General features: G+C 75.3%; 12 protein-coding genes. 11 read left to right on the plus strand and 1 reads right to left on the minus strand.

The features are described 5' to 3' along the window. The 7 genes from I6A81_RS29745 to murG form a co-directional block, all read left to right on the plus strand. Positions 1-1,919 (plus strand): peptidoglycan D,D-transpeptidase FtsI family protein (locus tag I6A81_RS29745; RefSeq protein ID WP_203010372.1); only part of this gene is annotated, 1,919 nt, incomplete at its 5' end. 194 nt (positions 1,920-2,113) lie between these two features. Then, entirely contained in the window at positions 2,114-3,793 is a 1,680-nt protein-coding gene (locus I6A81_RS29750) for a UDP-N-acetylmuramoyl-L-alanyl-D-glutamate--2,6-diaminopimelate ligase (protein ID WP_203007267.1), read from the plus strand. Beyond that, positions 3,790-5,286 (plus strand): UDP-N-acetylmuramoyl-tripeptide--D-alanyl-D-alanine ligase, encoded by a 1,497-nt coding sequence (locus I6A81_RS29755; protein ID WP_203010373.1) that lies wholly within the window; start codon positions 3,790-3,792, stop codon positions 5,284-5,286. Before I6A81_RS29750 ends, I6A81_RS29755 begins: the two co-directional genes overlap by 4 nt. A 91-nt stretch (positions 5,287-5,377) precedes the next feature. After that, complete coding sequence (mraY, locus tag I6A81_RS29760; protein WP_203007269.1) at positions 5,378-6,445, plus strand: phospho-N-acetylmuramoyl-pentapeptide-transferase; 1,068 nt, start codon at positions 5,378-5,380, stop codon at positions 6,443-6,445. Then, entirely contained in the window at positions 6,442-7,953 is a 1,512-nt protein-coding gene (murD, locus tag I6A81_RS29765) for a UDP-N-acetylmuramoyl-L-alanine--D-glutamate ligase (protein WP_203007270.1), read from the plus strand. Before mraY ends, murD begins: the two co-directional genes overlap by 4 nt. Before the next feature lie 337 nt (positions 7,954-8,290). Further along, a complete protein-coding gene (gene ftsW, locus I6A81_RS29770) occupies positions 8,291-10,231 on the plus strand; it encodes a putative lipid II flippase FtsW (RefSeq protein ID WP_307875000.1) in 1,941 nt (646 codons plus the stop codon). 86 nt (positions 10,232-10,317) lie between these two features. Further along, positions 10,318-11,448: an undecaprenyldiphospho-muramoylpentapeptide beta-N-acetylglucosaminyltransferase gene (gene murG / locus I6A81_RS29775; RefSeq protein ID WP_202999163.1), complete on the plus strand. Its 1,131-nt coding sequence runs from the start codon at positions 10,318-10,320 to the stop codon at positions 11,446-11,448. A gap of 77 nt (positions 11,449-11,525) precedes the next feature. Here the strand turns inward: murG and murC are convergent, their stop codons facing one another. Continuing rightward, positions 11,526-12,980, minus strand: coding sequence for a UDP-N-acetylmuramate--L-alanine ligase (gene murC, locus I6A81_RS29780; protein WP_202999165.1), 1,455 nt, complete (start codon positions 12,978-12,980; stop codon positions 11,526-11,528). Positions 12,981-13,526: 546 nt separating this feature from the next. Between murC and ftsZ the strand changes: the two genes are divergently transcribed. The 4 genes from ftsZ (at position 13,527) to I6A81_RS29800 (ending at position 17,433) form a co-directional block, all read left to right on the plus strand. Further along, positions 13,527-15,005, plus strand: a complete 1,479-nt coding sequence (gene ftsZ, locus I6A81_RS29785) for a cell division protein FtsZ (protein ID WP_202999166.1) — start codon at positions 13,527-13,529, stop codon at positions 15,003-15,005. Between the two features lie 2 nt (positions 15,006-15,007). Next, entirely contained in the window at positions 15,008-15,697 is a 690-nt protein-coding gene (gene pgeF, locus I6A81_RS29790; protein ID WP_202999168.1) for a peptidoglycan editing factor PgeF, read from the plus strand. A gap of 380 nt (positions 15,698-16,077) precedes the next feature. Then, the gene (locus I6A81_RS29795; RefSeq protein ID WP_307875001.1) at positions 16,078-16,884 is read left to right on the plus strand and encodes a YggS family pyridoxal phosphate enzyme; all 807 of its coding nucleotides are present in this window, start codon (positions 16,078-16,080) and stop codon (positions 16,882-16,884) included. A gap of 9 nt (positions 16,885-16,893) precedes the next feature. After that, positions 16,894-17,433 (plus strand): cell division protein SepF, encoded by a 540-nt coding sequence (locus tag I6A81_RS29800; protein ID WP_202999172.1) that lies wholly within the window; start codon positions 16,894-16,896, stop codon positions 17,431-17,433. Positions 17,434-17,505 lie beyond the last annotated feature (72 nt).

Raw genomic sequence — 17,505 nt, forward strand, 5'->3', positions numbered from 1 at the left:
GTCCCGGCCGGCCGCCTCGGCGGCGCGGCCGGGCCCGCCGGCCGCTGGCCAGCTCGCGGCGCCGGCTGCGGATCGGCGTCGTCGTGATGACCGTGATGCTGCTGGCGCTGGCGGGCCGGCTGACCCAGCTGCAGGGGTTCGCCGCGGGGACCTACGCCGCGCAGGCCGAGCAGCAGCGGATGCAGGAGATCACGCTGCCGGCGGTCCGTGGCAAGATCACTGACCGGTACGGCGCCACGCTCGCCCAGGACGTCGAAGCCAGGGCGGTCTACGCGGACCCGAGCAAGGTCACCAATCCCGCCGCCACGGCGGCGAAGCTCAGCCCGCTGGTGGCCGTGCCGGCGGCCGACCTCGAGAAGAAGCTGACCCGCGACCGGAGCCTGCTGTTCGTCTACCTCGCGCGGGGCCTGGACCCCGAGGTCGGCGACAAGGTGCGCAAGCTCGGCCTCGTCGGCGTCCACGTGCTCGACGAACGCCGCCGGGTCTACCCGAACGGCACGGTCGCCGCGAACCTCGTCGGCTACACCCGTTTCGGCGAGGACGACCTGCTGGAGGGCAACGGCGGGCTCGAGATGGCCTACGACGCCACGCTGCGCGGGCAGGAGGGCACCCGCCGGCTGGAGACCGACCCGGCCGGCCGGGAGATCCCGTCCGCGGGCAGCAGCGAGAAGGCCCCCCTGGAGGGCTCCGACCTGCGGCTCACCCTGGACACGGACATCCAGTGGAACGCGCAGATGGCGCTCGCCGAGGGCGTGCGGGAGACCGAGGCCGCGGCCGGCACCATAGTGATCATGGATCCGCGCACCGGGGACATCCTCGCGATGGCCGACGCGCCGGAGTTCGACCCGAACGACGTCGCGCACGCCAACCCGGAGGCGCTCGGCAACCGCGCCACCGGTCAGGCGTTCGAGCCCGGCAGCGTGAACAAGGTCATCCCCATGGCCGCCGCCCTCGAACGCGGACTGATCACCCCGCAGACCCCGGTGACGGTGCCGCCCAGCATCCGCCGCGGCGGCTACGGCATCTCCGACGCGGAGACGCACGGCACGCTCCAGCTCACCGCCACCGGGGTGCTCGCCCACTCCAGCAACATCGGCACCGTGCTGATCTCCGAGAAGGTCGGTGCCGCGGGCCTGGAGGCGACGATGCGCGCCTTCGGGCTGGGTCAGCCCACCGGGCTCGGCTTCCCCGGCGAGGCCGGCGGGCAGCTGGCCAAGTCCGCCGACTGGTCCGCGTCGCAGGCCGCCACGATCGCGTACGGCCAGGGAACCACCGCGACCGCGCTCCAGCTGGCCTCGGTGTACGCGACCATCGCGAACGGCGGGGTGCGGATGACGCCGCGGCTCGTCGACGCCGTCGGCACGAGCGACGGCGAGATGGTGACGACCTCCCGGCAGCCCGGTACCCGGGTCGTGTCGGAGCGGACGGCGCGGACGCTGTCCGACATGCTCGAGCAGGTCACCACGTCGAGCGGCACGGCGCCGGTGGCCGCGGTGCCCGGCTACCGGGTCGCGGGCAAGACCGGCACCGCCTACCAGGTCGACCCGACCTGCGGCTGCTACTACGGGTCGGACGGCATGCGGTACGTGTCGTCGTTCATCGGGTTCGCCCCCGCCGACAACCCGCGGGTGGTGGTCGCGGTCGTCCTGGACAACGCGAAGAAGCAGTACTTCGGAGGCCTGGCCGCGGCGCCCGTCTTCAAGAAGGTGCTGACCTTCACCCTCGCGACGCTGGGCGTCCCGCCGGCCGGTTCCGCGCGCCCTGAGCTCCCGCTCGTCCAGCCGGGCGCCGCCCCCGACGGCGAGCAGGCCGGCGGCACGGTGCCCACCGCCCCGGGCGGCCAGCCCACCGGGGAGCAGGCCAGCCCACCGACGACCGCGACAGACCGGGCGCCGGACGCGGCACCGGACAGCGGGTGACCCGCGCCCGCCCGCCGGCTCGCCGGGCCGGCGGCGGCCACGGCCGGCTGTGGCCGCCCGTCCCGGGGCGCGGCCGGCCGACCGGCACGGACAGGTGTGACATTTCCCGCGCCTTCCTGACAGGTCGCGGTCCCGTGGAACGACACCCTGAGCAGGCGTGAGGGCGTGACCGGTGCCCTACTAAGGTCGACGGCGTGACCCCTCCGGCACCCCGACCGGCCCACCCGCCGGCGCGGACCCTCACCGAGCTGCGCGGCCTGCTCGCCGGGCTCGGCAGCCTCCCGCCGACCGCCGAACCGGCCGTCGGCGCCGCCGGCCCGCCCGCCACGCGTGGTGAGGTCGTACTGCGCGGCGTCACCCACGACTCCCGCGCGGTCCGGCCCGGTGACCTGTACGCCGCGCTGCCCGGGGCCCACGCGCACGGCGCCGACTTCGCGACCGCCGCGGCCGCGGCCGGCGCCGCCGCGGTGCTGACCGACGCCGCCGGTGCCGCCGCGCTCGCCGGCCGGCTGGACGCGCCCGTGCTCGCGACCACGAACCCGCGCCGCGACCTCGCCCAGATCGCCGACTGGCTCTACGACCAGCCGTCGCGCAAGCTCACCCTGCTGGGCGTCACCGGTACGAACGGCAAGACCACCTCGGCCTTCCTCGTCGACGCGGGCCTGCGGGCCGCCGGGCACCGCACCGGCCTGCTCGGCACCGTCGAGACCCGGATCGGCGACGAGCGCCTCTCCTCGGCGCGGACCACGCCGGAGTCCGCCGACCTGCAGGCGCTGTTCGCGGTGATGGTCGAGCGCGGGGTCACCGCCGCCACGATGGAGGTCTCCAGCCACGCGCTCGCCCAGCACCGCGTCGACGGCCTGCGGTTCGCCGGCGCGCTGTTCACCAACCTGAGCCAGGACCACCTCGACTACCACCCGACGATGCGGGACTACTTCGAGGCCAAGGCGACGCTGTTCGAACCGGCGCGCAGCGCGGTCTCGGTGATCGGCGTCGACCCGGCCTCCGGCGACTGGGGGCGCAGGCTCGCCGACCGCGTCCCGGGAGCGCTCACCTTCGCGCCCGCGCCGCCGGCCGACTGGTGGGCCGAAGACCTGGTCGTCAGCGAGCGGGGCAGCACGTTCACCGCGCGGGGGCCCCGGGGTTCCGCGCAGGTCGGCGCGGGCGAAACGGATCCGGGAGGTCCGGGGCTCGCCGTGCCGGTCCGGGTCGGGCTGCCGGGGCGGTTCAACGTCGTCAACGCGCTCGGCGCGCTCGCGCTGCTGGTCGCCGCCGGCGTGCCCGCCGAGGCCGCGGCGGAGGGGATCGGCGAGCTCACCGGCGTCCCCGGGCGGATGGAGCGGGTCGAGGCCGGCCAGCCCTACCTCGCGCTCGTCGACTACGCGCACACCCCGGACGCGGTGGAGACCGTGCTCGGCTCCGTGCGGGGCCTCGTCGAGGGCCGGCTCATCGTCGTGCTCGGCTGCGGGGGGGACCGGGACAGGGCCAAACGCCCGCTCATGGGCGCCGCGGCGGCCCGGCTGGCGGACCTCGCGTTCTTCACGAACGACAACCCGCGCTCCGAGGACCCGGCGGAGATCCTCGTCCAGATGACGGCCGGGGTCGCCAGGGCCGGCACGTCGGCGGCGAAGGTGACGGTCATCCAGGACCGCGCGGAGGCGATCGCGGCGGCGGTCGCCGAGGCCGGCCCCGGCGACGCGGTCGTCGTCGCCGGCAAGGGCCACGAGCGTGGCCAGGAGCAGGACGGGGTGGTGACTGCGTTCGACGACCGGGAGGCGCTGGCCGCGGCCATCGCCAGCGCGCTGGCCGCCGGGCCGGCGGCGCCCGCGGGTGGCCGCCCGTCGCCCGCGGGCGGTCAGGCGGCGGGCCGATGATCCCGCTGACCCTGGCCGAGGTGGCCGGAGCCACCGACGGCCGGCTGGGCGGTGGCGCCGACCCGGCGGCGTTGGTCACCTCCGTCGTCGTCGACTCCCGGCTGGTCCGGCCGGGCTCGCTGTTCGTCGCGCTGCCGGGTGCCCGGGCCGACGGCCATGACTTCGCCGCCTCCGCGGTCGCCGCCGGGGCGGTCGCGGTGCTCGCCGCCCGGCCGGTCGACGTGCCGGCCGTGCTGGTGGCCGACCCCGCCCTCGGGCTGGTGAGGCTCGCCGGGCACGCGCGGACGCTCGCGAAGGCCACGGTGCTGGCGGTCACCGGCTCCTCCGGCAAGACCACCACCAAGGACCTGCTCGCCGACCTGCTCGGCACCCTCGGCCCGACGATCGCGCCTCCCGGCTCGTTCAACAACGAGATCGGGCTGCCGTTGACGCTGCTGCGCCTGGAGGCGGACACCGAGTACGCGGCGCTGGAGATGGGCGCCCGAGGCCTCGGCCACATCGCGACGCTGTGCGCGATCGCCAGGCCCCACGTCGGCCTCGTGCTCAACGTCGGCTCCGCGCACGTCGGCGAGTACGCCGACGGGCGGGCCGGGATCGCCGCGGCCAAGGGCGAGCTCGCCGAGGCCGCCAGTGACGTCGCGGTGCTCAACGCCGACGACGAGCTGGTCGCCGGGATGCGCCCGCGGGCCGCCGGCCGGGTGGTGACGTTCGGGACCGCTCCGGGCGCCGACGTGCGCGCCGAGCGGGTCGAGATCGACCACGCCGGCCGGGCGTCGTTCGACCTGGTCGCCGGCGGCGAGCGGCACCGGGTGGCGCTGGCGCTGGTCGGCGCGCACCAGGTCTCCAACGCGCTCGCCGCCGCGGCCGCCGCCTGGGCCGTCGGGATGGCGCCCGCCGCCGCGGCGACGGCGCTGGCCGCGGCCCGGCCGCGCAGCCGCTGGCGGATGGAGGTGACCACGACCGCCGGTGGGCTCGTCGTCGTCAACGACGCCTACAACGCCAACCCGGAGTCGATGCGCGCCGCGCTGCGCGCGCTCGCCGACCTGGGCCGGGCACCCGCCGAGCCGGCGCTCGGCCGGGCGGACGGGCCGGTGACCGGGGCGGGCCGACGGCGGACGTGGGCCGTGCTCGGCCCGATGGCCGAGCTCGGCGCCGCCGCCGACGGCGAGCACGCCGAGCTCGGTGCCTTCGCGGCCGGGCTCGGGATCGACCGGGTGGTGGTCGTCGCCGAGGCGGCCCGGCCGCTCGCCGCCGCGGCCGAGGCGGCCGGGACGCGGGTCGACTGGGTCGCCGACGTCGACGCGGCGGTCGCGCTGCTCGCCGACGCCACGCCGGGCGCCGGAGACGTCGTGCTGGTCAAGGCCAGCCGGTCGTACGGCCTGGAACGGGTCGCGCGGGCACTCACCGAGGCCGCGGGATCTGGCGGGCCCGGGGCCGGCGAGGCCGGCGCCGGGGCTGGAAGGAACGCACAGACGGCGGAACCAACGCCGTGATCGAGGGGACGTGGGAAAAGTTGTTTAGCAGGGCCCGCGGGCCAGAGAAGGTGCCGGCGGTCACGAGGCCAGCCGACCGGGGCGGCCACGGGTGAGAGGTGTTCTCGTCGCGGCTTCGGTCGCGTTGGTCGTGTCGCTGCTGGGCACGCCCTGGGTCATCAAGCTGTTCCGCCGGCAGGGTTATGGCCAGGAGATCCGCGAGGACGGGCCGTCGACCCACCTGAAGAAGCGCGGGACGCCGACCATGGGCGGCACCGTCATCGTCATCGCCACCCTGGTTGGCTACTTCATCGCCCACCTGGCCACCGGCGCGGGGTTCACCGCGTCCGGCCTCCTGGTGATCATGGTGATGGCCGGGCTCGGTGTCGTCGGTTTCCTCGACGACTACATCAAGATCCGCAAGCAGCGCAGCCTCGGCCTGACCGCGCGGATGAAGTTCGCCGGCCAGGCAGCCGTCGCGCTCGCGTTCGGCCTGCTGGCCGTGCGGTTCAAGAACTCCGACGGGCTGCTGCCCGGGTCCACCTTCATCTCGGTCGTCCGGGACACCGAGATCTCGGTCGGGATCATCGGTTTCCCGCTGCTCGCCTGGATGATCATCGCGGCGACCTCGAACGCGGTGAACCTGACCGACGGCCTCGACGGCCTCGCCGCCGGGACCTCGGCGATGGTGTTCGGCGCCTACGTGGTGATCTCGTTCTGGCAGTTCGGCAACCTGTGTTCGGCCGGGCTCGAGCCGGGGTGCTACTCCGTGCGCGATCCGCTGGACGTGGCGCTGGTGGCGGCGGCGGCGATGGGGGCCTGTTTCGGGTTCCTGTGGTGGAACGCCAGTCCGGCGAAGATCTTCATGGGGGACACCGGCTCGCTCGCCCTCGGCGGCGCGTTCGCGGCCATCGCCATCGTCAGCCGCACCGAGCTGCTGCTGTTCGTGCTCGGCGGGCTCTTCGTCATCGAGACGGTGTCGGTCATCCTGCAGGTCGCCGGCTTCAAGCTGACCAAGAAGCGGATCTTCAACATGGCGCCGATCCATCACCATTTCGAGCTCGCCGAGTGGCCGGAGACGACGGTCATCATCCGGTTCTGGATCGTCTCCGGCCTCGCGGTCGCGTTCGGGCTCGGCCTGTTCTACGCGGAGTTCCTCTCCCATGGCGGCCATCTGTGACCGCCGCTGACGTACCGACCGGCGTCGGCGTCACCGGCGTCGACGACGTCAAGGGCGTCCCGGTGACGGTCGTCGGCGTCGGGGTCTCCGGCGCCGCGGCCGCGCTCGCGCTCGTCGAGCTCGGCGCCCAGGTGCACGCCGTCGACGCCGGGGACGGCGAGCAGGCCCGCGCCGCCGCGGCCGAGCTGCGCGCCGCCGGCGCGCGGGTCACCCTCGGCGGGCTGCCGGCCGAGCCCGGCGCGGCCCGGCTGGTGGTCACCTCGCCCGGCGTCCCGCCGGGCACGCCGCTGCTCGCCGCGGCCCGCGCCGCGGGGATACCGGTCTGGGGGGAGGTCGAGCTCGGCTGGCGGATCCGGCCGGGCGCCCGCTGGCTCGCCGTCACCGGGACGAACGGCAAGACCACGACCACCGAGATGCTCGGCGCGATCCTCGCCGCGGACGGCCGGCGGTCCACGACCGCCGGCAACATCGGCACCCCGGTCGTCACCGCCGCGCTGGCCGAGCCGCCCTACGACACGCTCGCCGTGGAACTGTCCAGCTTCCAGCTGCACTACACCGACACGGCCGCCCCGATCGCCGCCGCGGTCCTCAACGTGGCGCCTGACCACCTCGACTGGCACGGCGGCCCGGACGGCTACGCGGCCGACAAGGCCCGGATCTGGCGGCACCCGGGCACCATCGCCGTCGGTAACGCCGACGACCCGGTCAGCGCGGCGCTGCTCGCCCGCGCGCCGGGCCGGCGGGTCACCTTCGGGCTGGACCCGGCCACCGCGGACGTGACGGTCGTCGACGGCGAGCTGGTCGACCGGGCCTTCGACGGCGGGCCGCTGCTCGCCGTCGCCGACCTGCTCGCGGGTGGCCCGGCCGATCCCGCTGGCGGGCCGCCCGCGGGGGGGAGGCCTCCCGGAGCTCGGGCGCCCTCCGCGGGCGGCGCCGCGGGACCCGGGCGCCACCTGATCGCGAACGCGCTCGCCGCGGCGGCGCTCGCGCGCGCCGACGGGGTCGCGCCCGCCGCCATCGCCGAGGCGCTCGCCGCCTACCGGCCGGGGGCGCACCGCGACGCCCATGTCGTCACCGTCGACGGCGTGCGCTACGTCGACGACAGCAAGGCGACCAACCCGCACGCGGCCCTCGCGTCGCTGACCGCCTACCCGTCGGTGGTGTGGATCGCCGGCGGGCTGAACAAGGGGCTCGCCTTCGACGAACTGGTCGCGGCGGCCCGCGACCGGCTGCGCGCGGTGGTCCTGATCGGGCGGTGCGCGGACGAGATCGAGGCGGCTCTCGCCCGACACGCCCCCGATGTCCCCGTGGAACGGGCCGCTGGCATGGACGATGCGGTGGAGGCCGCGGCGAGGCTCGCCCGGGCGGGCGACACGGTACTGCTCGCGCCCGCCGCCGCCTCGATGGACATGTTCCGCGACTATGCCGAGCGTGGCGATCTGTTCGCCGCGGCGGCGAGTCGTCGGGGGAGCGACGTCTCCCCGGGTGGGCAGAGTCGAGGAGGCTAGCGGCACCGTGCGCGAGGCGCCGAGCACGAGATCGGGAGGCGGGGCCGGCTCCGGCCTCGGTCCGGCGTCCGGTCAGCGGGCCCGCGCCCGGACCGCCGAGGCCGGCCGAGCCGGCGCTGCCGGCCGGATCCGCGCTGAGGACGCGGTCCCGCCCGTGGGCGGCGCGGATCTTTCGAACCAGCCTCGCGGAACCGGCGGGAACCCCGGGCGCCGCCAGACCGGGAGAAACCCCGCGCCCGCGCGCCGGGAACGCTCGGCGCCGTCCCGGGAACCGGCCAGGCCCGCCGCCGGGCGGGACAGGGCCGCGCCGGCGCGCGAGGGCCGCCGGCCGAGGCCCGTGACGCTGCGTGACGCGATGGCGCCCGCGGTGGGGGCTCCCACGATCGGCAAGACGTCCGGGGCGGCTTCCTCGGCGGCGGCTTCTTCGAGGGCCGCGGAGCCGGGGCGGCGCCCGGCCCGGGCCGGGCAGCGCCGCGCCGTGCTGCGGGCGGTCCCCGACACGCCGGGTGTCCCGTTCGCCAAGCTGCCGCTGCTGGAGCGGCCGCTGGCGTCCTACTACCTGCTCGGCTCGTCGGCGGGCCTGCTGCTGCTGCTCGGCCTGGTGATGGTGCTCTCGGCGTCCAACGTGCGCTCGTTCGCCGACTTCGGCTCGTCCTACACGGTCTTCCTGCGGCAGGCCACCTGGATGGGCATCGGCCTGCCGATCCTGCTCGTCGCGAGCCGCACGCCGGTTCGGCTGTTCCGCCGGGCCGCCTACCCGCTGCTCGCCGTGACGCTGCTGATGCTCCTGCTCGTGCTCTCGCCGTTGGGCGTGTCGTCCAACGGTGCCCAGCGCTGGGTGGGCTTCGGGCCGCTCACGCTGCAGCCCAGCGAGCTGGCGAAGCTCGCGCTCGTGCTGTGGTCGGCGGACCTGCTCACCCGCAAGCGCCGCCTCCTCGGCGACTGGAAGCACCTGATCATCCCGATCGTGCCGGTGACGGTGTTCGTCGGCGGCCTGATCATGCTGCAGCCCGACATGGGTACCACGATCATCGCCTTCTCGGTGCTGTTCGTCGCGCTGTGGGTGGTGGGCACCCCGGGGCGGGTGTACGGCGCCCTGCTCGGGGTGATCGCGCTCGTCGCCACGGTGCTGGCGGTGATCGAGCCCTACCGGCTCGCGCGGCTGCTGTCCTACCGCGATCCGTTCGACGACGCCCAGGGCAGCGGCTGGCAGGCCGTGCACGGGATCTACGCGCTCGCCTCGGGTGGCTGGTGGGGAGAGGGTCTCGGGGCGTCCCGGGAGAAGTGGCCCGACCTGCTGCCCGCGCCCTACACCGACTTCATCCTCGCCATCCTCGGCGAGGAGCTGGGGCTGCTCGGGTGCCTGGTGGTGGTGACCCTGTTCGGCGTCTTCGGCTACGCCGGGCTGCGGGTGGCGCACCGCACGGACAACCACTTCGTCCGGCTGGCCGCCGCCGCGTCCACCGGCTGGATCCTCGCCCAGGCCGTGGTCAACATGGGCGCGGTCGTCGGCCTGCTGCCGATCACCGGCATCCCGCTGCCGCTGGTCTCGTTCGGCGGCTCGTCGCTGGTCCCGACCATGTTCTCGATCGGCATGCTGCTCGCGTTCGCCCGTTCGGAGCCGGCGGCGGCCCGGCTGCTGGCGGAGCGCGCCGAGGCGCGCAAGGCGGCCCGCCGCGCGCGGCGCGGGCGACGCGGCGCGGATGGCGCCGCCGGGCCGAAGCGGGCCCGCTTCTCCATCCACCGCGCGGGCCGGAGCGGTCCCGGCCCGCGCGCCGGCGGCTCGGGTCGCGCCGCCTCGGGCCGTGCGACCTCGGGCCGCGTGACGTCGGATCGCGCGCCCTCGGGCCGCGCTACGTCGGATCGCGCGACGCCGAGCCGTGCGGCGTCGGACCGCGCGGCGTCGAAGCGCGCGACCTCGGGCCGCCGTGACGCGGACGAGCGCGGCCCGCGCGGCGGCCGGGACCAGAGCGGCCGGGACCAGAAAGGCGGCACGGCGGGCCGAGCGCGTCCCCACGGCAGGGAGCCGGGCGACCGCGCCGAAACGGGGGCTGAGCCCGGGCCGGCGCGCGCCCGCCCGCGGGCCCGGCCTCGCGCCGGTGAGGGAGGCGCCCGGGAGGCCCGAGCCGCCCGTGGGGGCGCGGGCCGCCAGGGCACGGCGCGCCAGGCCGGAGCCGCCAGGGACACGGGTGGCGCGGCTCGCGGCCGGCGGAGCCCGGAGCCCGGGCCCTACCACCGTCCGCGCTCCGGACCGGACGGCCCGCCCGCGGCCGGCTGAGGCCGCGCGGCGGCGCTTCTCGGACCCTTCGGGCGATCATGGACCGGCCGGTGGCGGGCGGCGGCCGATGTGCCATCGTGGATTCGATGCTGAAGAGTGTGCTGCTCGCCGGCGGCGGAACGGCCGGCCACGTCGAACCCGCCCTCGCGGTCGCTGACGCCTTGCGCGCGGCGGAACCGCGGGTCCGGCTGACCATGCTCGGCACCGCGACGGGCCTGGAGGCCCGCCTGGTGCCCGCGCGCGGCTACGAGCTGGCGACCATTCCGAAGGTGCCGCTGCCCCGGCGTCCCACACCGGCGCTGCTGACCGTCCCCGGCAGGCTCGCCGGCGCGGTGAACGCCGCCGCCGACGCGATCGTCCAGGCCCGCGCGGACGTCGTCGTCGGCTTCGGCGCCTACGTGGCGGTGGCGGCCTACCTCGCGGCCCGCCGCAAGGGGGTGCCGATCGTGGTGCACGAGGCGAACCCGCTGCCGGGGTTCGCCAACCGGCTTGGCTCCCGGTTCACCTCGTATGTCGCCACGTCCTACCCGAGCACGCCGCTGCGTGGCGCCCGGCTCACCGGCATCCCGCTGCGCGCGGAGATCCTCACCCTCGACCGCTCGCCGGCGGCGGCCCGCGCGGCCCGGCAGCGTTACGGGCTCGATCCGCATCGCCCGACGCTGCTGGTCTTCGGCGGTTCGCAGGGCGCTCGCTCGCTGAACACCACGATGACGCGGGCGGCCCACGCGCTGACCCGGTCCGGCGTCCAGGTGCTGCACGCCACCGGCCCGAAGAACATCGACGACGTGATGGCTGACCTGCCGGCCGGCCTGCCTGCGCCCTACCAGGTCCTGCCCTATCTCGACCACATCCCGTCGGCCTACGCCGCCGCCGACATGGTGTTGTGCCGCTCCGGCGCGATGACCTGCGCCGAGCTCGCCGCCGTCGGGCTGCCGGCGGCCTACGTCCCGCTGCCGCACGGCAACGGCGAGCAGCGCCGCAACGCGTTGCCGACGGTCGAGGCCGGCGGTGGCCTGCTCGTCGAGGACGCGAACCTCTCCGCGGACTGGATCATGGCCGAGGTGCTGCCGGTGCTCGCCACGCCCGAGCGGCTGGCGAAGATGAGCGCCGCCTGCGCCGGCACCGGTCACCCCGGGGCGGCCCAGGCGATCGTCGCGATGATCCGTGAGGCGGAGGCGTCCCGCAAGCGCTCCGGCGGCCGGCACGCCGCCCACTGAGGCGGGCCGGCGCGCCGTCCGCTGACGCTCGCGAACCGCCCTGCCCTGCCCCGCCCTGCCCTGCCCCGCCCCGGCCGTCAGCCGGCCGGGGTGAGCAGGGCGAGCAGGTCGGGGCCCAGCTCGGTGATCGTGCCGGCGCCGAGGGTCAGCAGCAGGACGTCGTGGCCGGCCAGGTCGGCCACGAGCCGCTCGGGCAGCTCCGTCCAGCCGACGTAGCTCGTCTCGGACGGTGTGCGTACCCGCTTGGCGAGGTCGGCGGCGTGCAGGCCCAGGTCGTCGCGTTCCCGGGCGGCGTAGATGTCGGTGACGTAGAGCCGGTCGGCGTCGCCGAACGCGACGGCGAAGTCGTCGAGCAGCGCGGCCAGCCGGCTGTAGGTGTGCGGCTGCAGGACCGCCCAGACCTGCCGGCCGGCGGCCCGCTGGCGGGCGGCGGCGAGCGTCGCGCGGATCTCGGTCGGATGGTGGGCGTAGTCGTCGACCACCTCGACGGCACCTGTTCCGGGCAGCTTCGCCGACCCGAGTCGCTGGAACCGGCGGGCCGCGCCCGCGTAGCCGGCGAGCGCCGTGAGGCTCGTCTCGACGGGCACGCCGAGCTCGCTGGCGGCGGCCAGCGCCGCCAGCGCGTTGAGCACGGTGTGCCGGCCTGGCAGCGCGAGGCGCAGCGTGCCGACGGGCTCGCCGTCGCGCAGCACGCGCGTGCTGGTCACGACCGCCGGCCCGCCCTCCCCGGAGGGGCCGGCGGCCGTGGGGTTGACGGCGGTGACGTCGACCGCGCGCCAGGCGAGGCCGTCGCCGAAGCCGTAGCGCACGACCCGCGGGCCGCCGCCCTGGTGCTCGGCGAGCGTGCCGAGCACGGCCGCCACCCCGGGATCGTCACCGCAGGCCAGCAACGTGCCGCCGGGGCGGATGCGGCCGGCGAACGCGGTGAAGACGGCGCGTACCGCCTCCTCGTCCGGGAAGAGGTCCGGGTGCTCCCACTCGACGTTCGTGATGATGGCCAGCGCTGGGTCGAGCCCGCCGAAGGCGCCGCCGTACTCGTCGGCCTCCAGCACGAACAGGTCACCGCCGCCGACCAGCGCGCCGCCGCCCAGCTGGGGCACCTCGCCGCCGATGACCGCCGTCGGGTCGAGGCCCGCGGCGCGCAGGACCACGGTGAGCATCGCCGAGGTGGTCGTCTTGCCATGTGACCCCGCGACGGCGACGAGCCGGTAGCCGGTGGTCAGCTCGGGCAGCCAGTCCGAGCGGCGGCGCACCGGGATGCCGAGCGCCCGGGCGGCGGCCACCTCCGGATGGTCGTCGCCCAGCGCGCTGGAGGCGACGACGACCTCCACTCCGGCGAGCTCGGCCGCCAGGCCCGCGGCGTCGGGGGGGCCGCCGGCTCGCACCCGCGCGCCCAGCGCCCGCAGGGCGTCGACCCGCGCCGAGGGCTCCTGGTCGCTGCCGGAGACGGTGTCGCCGCGGGCCAGCGCGATCCGCGCCAGCGGGGCGAGCCCGGACCCACCGATGCCAAGGAAGTGCACGTGCGCGCTCACGACCGCAGTGAACACCACCGGGCGGCGGGACCGGTGGCTGGTACCGGCTTCCCTCGCGTGGCCGCCGCTCCCCACGTGGTCTTCGGCACGCTATGAGGGCTCCGCGGCGGCGAGCCGGGGGAACTCGCGCCTGGCGGCGGGGTGCCCGCTCCAGAGGCGCCGGATCGTTCCTGAGGAGCCGGGGCCGGGCGACGTCCTTGCGTCCCAGTGCCTTCGCGCGCTCGACGCCGTGGGCCACCGGTACCGGGCGTGCCACACGCCGCGCGGGGTCGCGTAGTGGCAGGACAGTGGGCCTGACAGTGTGACGAACGGGACGGGAATTCCATCGGCAGACGCGCCGGGAGGTTCCTTGACCCATGCGGACGCCATGCCTACTGTCCATCCACAGTCGCAAGTTGACATAACTCTAACCGTCTAGTGGACGGTGAAGGTTGAGGCTCGGCGGCTACTTCTCCCGACTCGTTACCGTGGTCAGGTCCCGACGGACAGGCCGGCGAGCCGGGCGTTTGTCCGCCCCACCGACGCCGCTGGAGGACCAACCCCGCAATGGCTGCCCCGCAGAACTACCTAGCGGTCATCAAGGTTGTCGGCATTGGTGGTGGCGGCGTCAACGCCGTGAACCGCATGATCGAGGTCGGTCTCAAAGGCGTCGAGTTCATCGCCATCAACACCGACGCCCAGGCGCTGCTGATGAGCGACGCCGACGTGAAGCTCGACGTGGGCCGAGAGCTCACCCGCGGCCTCGGTGCCGGCGCGGACCCGGAGGTCGGCCGGCAGGCCGCCGAGGACCACCGCGAGGAGATCGAGGAGGTCCTCAAGGGCGCGGACATGGTGTTCGTGACCGCCGGTGAGGGCGGCGGCACCGGTACCGGTGGCGCGCCGGTCGTCGCGAACGTCGCCCGTTCGCTCGGGGCTTTGACCATCGGCGTCGTGACCCGGCCGTTCACCTTCGAGGGCCGGCGTCGGGCGAACCAGGCGGAGACCGGTATCGACACGTTGCGCAACGAGGTCGACACGCTCATCGTCATCCCGAACGACCGGCTGCTGGCGATGACCGACCGCGACATCAGCGTGCTCGACGCGTTCCGCAGCGCCGACCAGGTGCTGCTGTCGGGTGTCCAGGGCATCACCGACCTGATCACCACGCCCGGCCTGATCAACCTCGACTTCGCCGACGTCAAGACGGTCATGTCGCACGCGGGCAGCGCGCTCATGGGCATCGGCCGCGCCCGCGGCGACGACCGGGCGACGGTCGCCGCGGAGCAGGCCATCGCCTCCCCGCTACTCGAGGCCAGCATGGACGGCGCGCAGGGCGTGCTCCTCAACATCTCCGGTGGCTCCGATCTCGGCCTGTTCGAGATCAACGCGGCCGCCGAGCTGGTCGCCGACGCCGCCCACCCCGAGGCCAACATCATCTTCGGCGCGGTGATCGACGACGCGCTCGGTGACGAGGTGCGGGTCACCGTCATCGCGGCCGGATTCGACGCCGTGCACGACCGGCGGGCCAAGAGCATCGCCCAGCAGCGGGGTGCCCGCCCCACCCCGCCGCCGGTCGCGGCCGCTCCGGGGCCGGCCGGCGTGCTCCCGGCGATCCCGCCCGTCAATGTCCGGGCCCCCCAGCAGGCCCCCCGGATCGGCTTCGCCGACACCCCGGGAAGCCCGGCCTTCGCCGACCCGGCGGGAACCTCGCCGCCGGCGCAGCGGCCAGCCCCGAGCTACGCGCCGCCGCTCGGCCCGCCGCCGGCCGCCCCGGCGCCTGCTCCGCCGCAGTACGTCCCCGAGCCGCTGGAGGCCCGGCCCGACCTGGACGAGCCGCCGCACCGCTACACCGCGGCGCAGCACGACCAGGAGGATCCGGACGGGGGCCCTCGGCCGGGGGCGGCCGGCGGCTACGGCGTCGGCTCGGCGGACCCGGCGGGCGCCGGCCGCTCCGGCGCCCGGCCGACCTACCCGCCGCCGCGGCGGCCGGTCCGGCCCATCGCCGACGACGAGGACGAGCTGGACGTCCCGGACTTCCTCAAATAGCCGTGCCGCTCCTGTTCACCGAGCGGGCCGGTGGCGTGTCCACCGGCCCGTACGCGTCGCTGAACCTTGGTGGCCACGTCGGCGACGACCCCGAGGCGGTGGCGACCAACCGGCGCCGGCTGACCGTCCGCGCCGGCGTGCCCGTGCACTTCACCCGCCAGGTCCACGGCGCGCGGGTGCTCACGTTCTCCGCGGCGGGCGGCTGGCTGCGCCACCCGGCGCCCGAGGCGGACGCGATGGTCACCGACATTCCGGGGTTCGGGCTCGGGGTGCTGGTCGCCGACTGCGTCCCGGTGGTGTTCACCGCGCCCGGCGCGGCCGGGGTGGCGCACGCCGGGCGAGCCGGGCTTGCCGCCGGCGTGGTGCCCGCGACCGTGGCCGCGCTCGCCGCCCTGGGCGCCGAGCCGGGCCAGCTCCACGCGGAGGTCGGGCCGTCGGTGTGCGGCCGGTGCTACGAGGTGCCGGCGGCGATGCGCGACGACGTCGCGGCCGCTGTCCCGGGCACGGCGAGCACCACCAGGGCCGGCACGCCGGCGCTCGACCTGCGGGCCGGGGTCGCCGCCCAGCTGCGCGCGGCGGGTGTCACCGACATCACGGTCTCCGAGCGCTGCACGATGGAGGATCCGGAGCTGTTCTCCCACCGTCGCGACGGGGCCCGCACCGGTCGCTTCGCCGGTGTCGCGTGGCTGTGAGGCGGTCGGCTCAAGGTCGCCCAGGGGCGACCCGGACCTCCCAGATCGCTTCGCGATCCGGCAGGGACCCCGGCCGCTCCGCCTGTCGGGCGCTGAGCCTAACCTCCCAGCAGACCTCCCAGATCGCTTACCTCCCAGATCGGCTACGCCGATCCGGCAGGGTCCCTGTCGCCGATCCGGCAGGGACCCTGCTCCCCACCTGGTTCCGGGTCGGGGCATATGAGGGTGGTCGACCTGGTTCTGGCTCAACGAGGTGGCTGGTTGGCGCCAGCGCTGAGGCGCCGTCACCACGGGGGTCAGCTACCGCTTACCAGAGAGTGGCGGGCGCTGGGGTGTTCCGGACCTACGGAGATACGGCGAACACGGAGGGACCTGCGGGTGTGGCGGTGACTTCGGCCGCTGATCTGGCGCGGCTGGCGGTGAACCTGGCCGATGTCCGGGAACGGATCGAGGCCGCGGCGCGTGCCGCCGGCCGGGATCCGGCCGAGCTGACCCTGGTCGCCGTGAGCAAGACCTGGCCGGCGAGCGACGTGCTCGGGCTGTGGGCGCTGGGGGTGACCCACTTCGCGGAGAACCGCGAGCAGGAGGCCGCGCCCAAGGTCGCCGCCGTGCTGGCGGCGCTGGCCACCGGGCCGTCGGGCGGCGGCGGGCCGGAGGCCGGCGAGGGGACGGCGGTGGCCGGTGGCCCGCCGGCGGGGCCCGCGTCGCCGGTGTGGCACTTCGTCGGCCAGTTGCAGCGCAACAAGGTGAACGCGATCGCTCGCTGGGCCGACTGGGTACAGTCCGTCGACCGGCCCGAACTGGTGGCGAGCCTGTCGCGGGCGGCGGTGGCCGGCGGCCGAGTTCTGACCATCTGCGTGCAGGTGTGCCTGGACTCACCCGGAGGTGCTGGCGCGGCCGGCCGGGGCGGCGTCGCGCCCGGAGATGTCGGCAGTTTGACGGAATTGGTCGCCAATGCCGAGGGGTTGCGGCTTGCCGGTGTGATGGCGGTGGCTCCTCGGGGAGAACCGGCACGACCCGCCTTCGCGCGGCTACGAACGGTCGCGGAACGCCTGTGGCGAGACCATCCCGACGCACGGGTCATCAGCGCTGGAATGTCGGGTGATCTCGAGGACGCAGTGGCCGAAGGCGCGACACACCTACGGATCGGCACCGCTTTGTTCGGTGAGCGGCGCCCTGTCCCTTAGAGTCGCGCCATGGGGCTCGGGCGCAGGGCGATGGTCTACCTCGGTCTGGCCGAGGAGGACGACGAAGACTACGACGACTACCTCGACGACGAGGACGATGGTCGGGATGACCAGCGGGACGTGCGTGAGCCCGTCCCGTTCGACCGGACAGTGCGGCGCATCGACGCGCGTGAGGAGCCGCCTACAATGGCCAGACGTTCCTCTGTCGAACCGCTGCGTCCCTCTGGAGCCGTTCCGATGCGCAGAGTGGCAGCCGTCGAGGAAGCCTCCCCCTACCGGATCACAACGCTCCAGCCGCGGAGCTACAATGACGCCCGTCAGATTGGTGAGGAGTTCCGGGACGGCACCCCCGTCATCATGAACCTCACCGAGATGGACGACGTCGAGGCCAAGAGGCTCATCGACTTCGCCGCTGGGCTGATCTTCGGGTTGCACGGGGGGATCGAGAAGGTGACCAACAAGGTCTTCCTCCTCACTCCCGCGAACGTTGAGGTCACGGAAAGCGACAAGCGTCGCATCCGCGAAGGCGGCTTCTACAACCAGTCCTGACGTCACGGTGTGTGAAGCCGTGGGTGTCCCGCAGATCGAGGAGAGGCAGTCATCAGCGCTCTAGGCCAGGTG

The sequence above is a fragment of the Frankia nepalensis genome, from assembly GCF_016786325.1.
In the GTDB taxonomy this organism is placed as follows: Bacteria; Actinomycetota; Actinomycetes; order Frankiales; family Frankiaceae; genus Pseudofrankia; species Pseudofrankia nepalensis.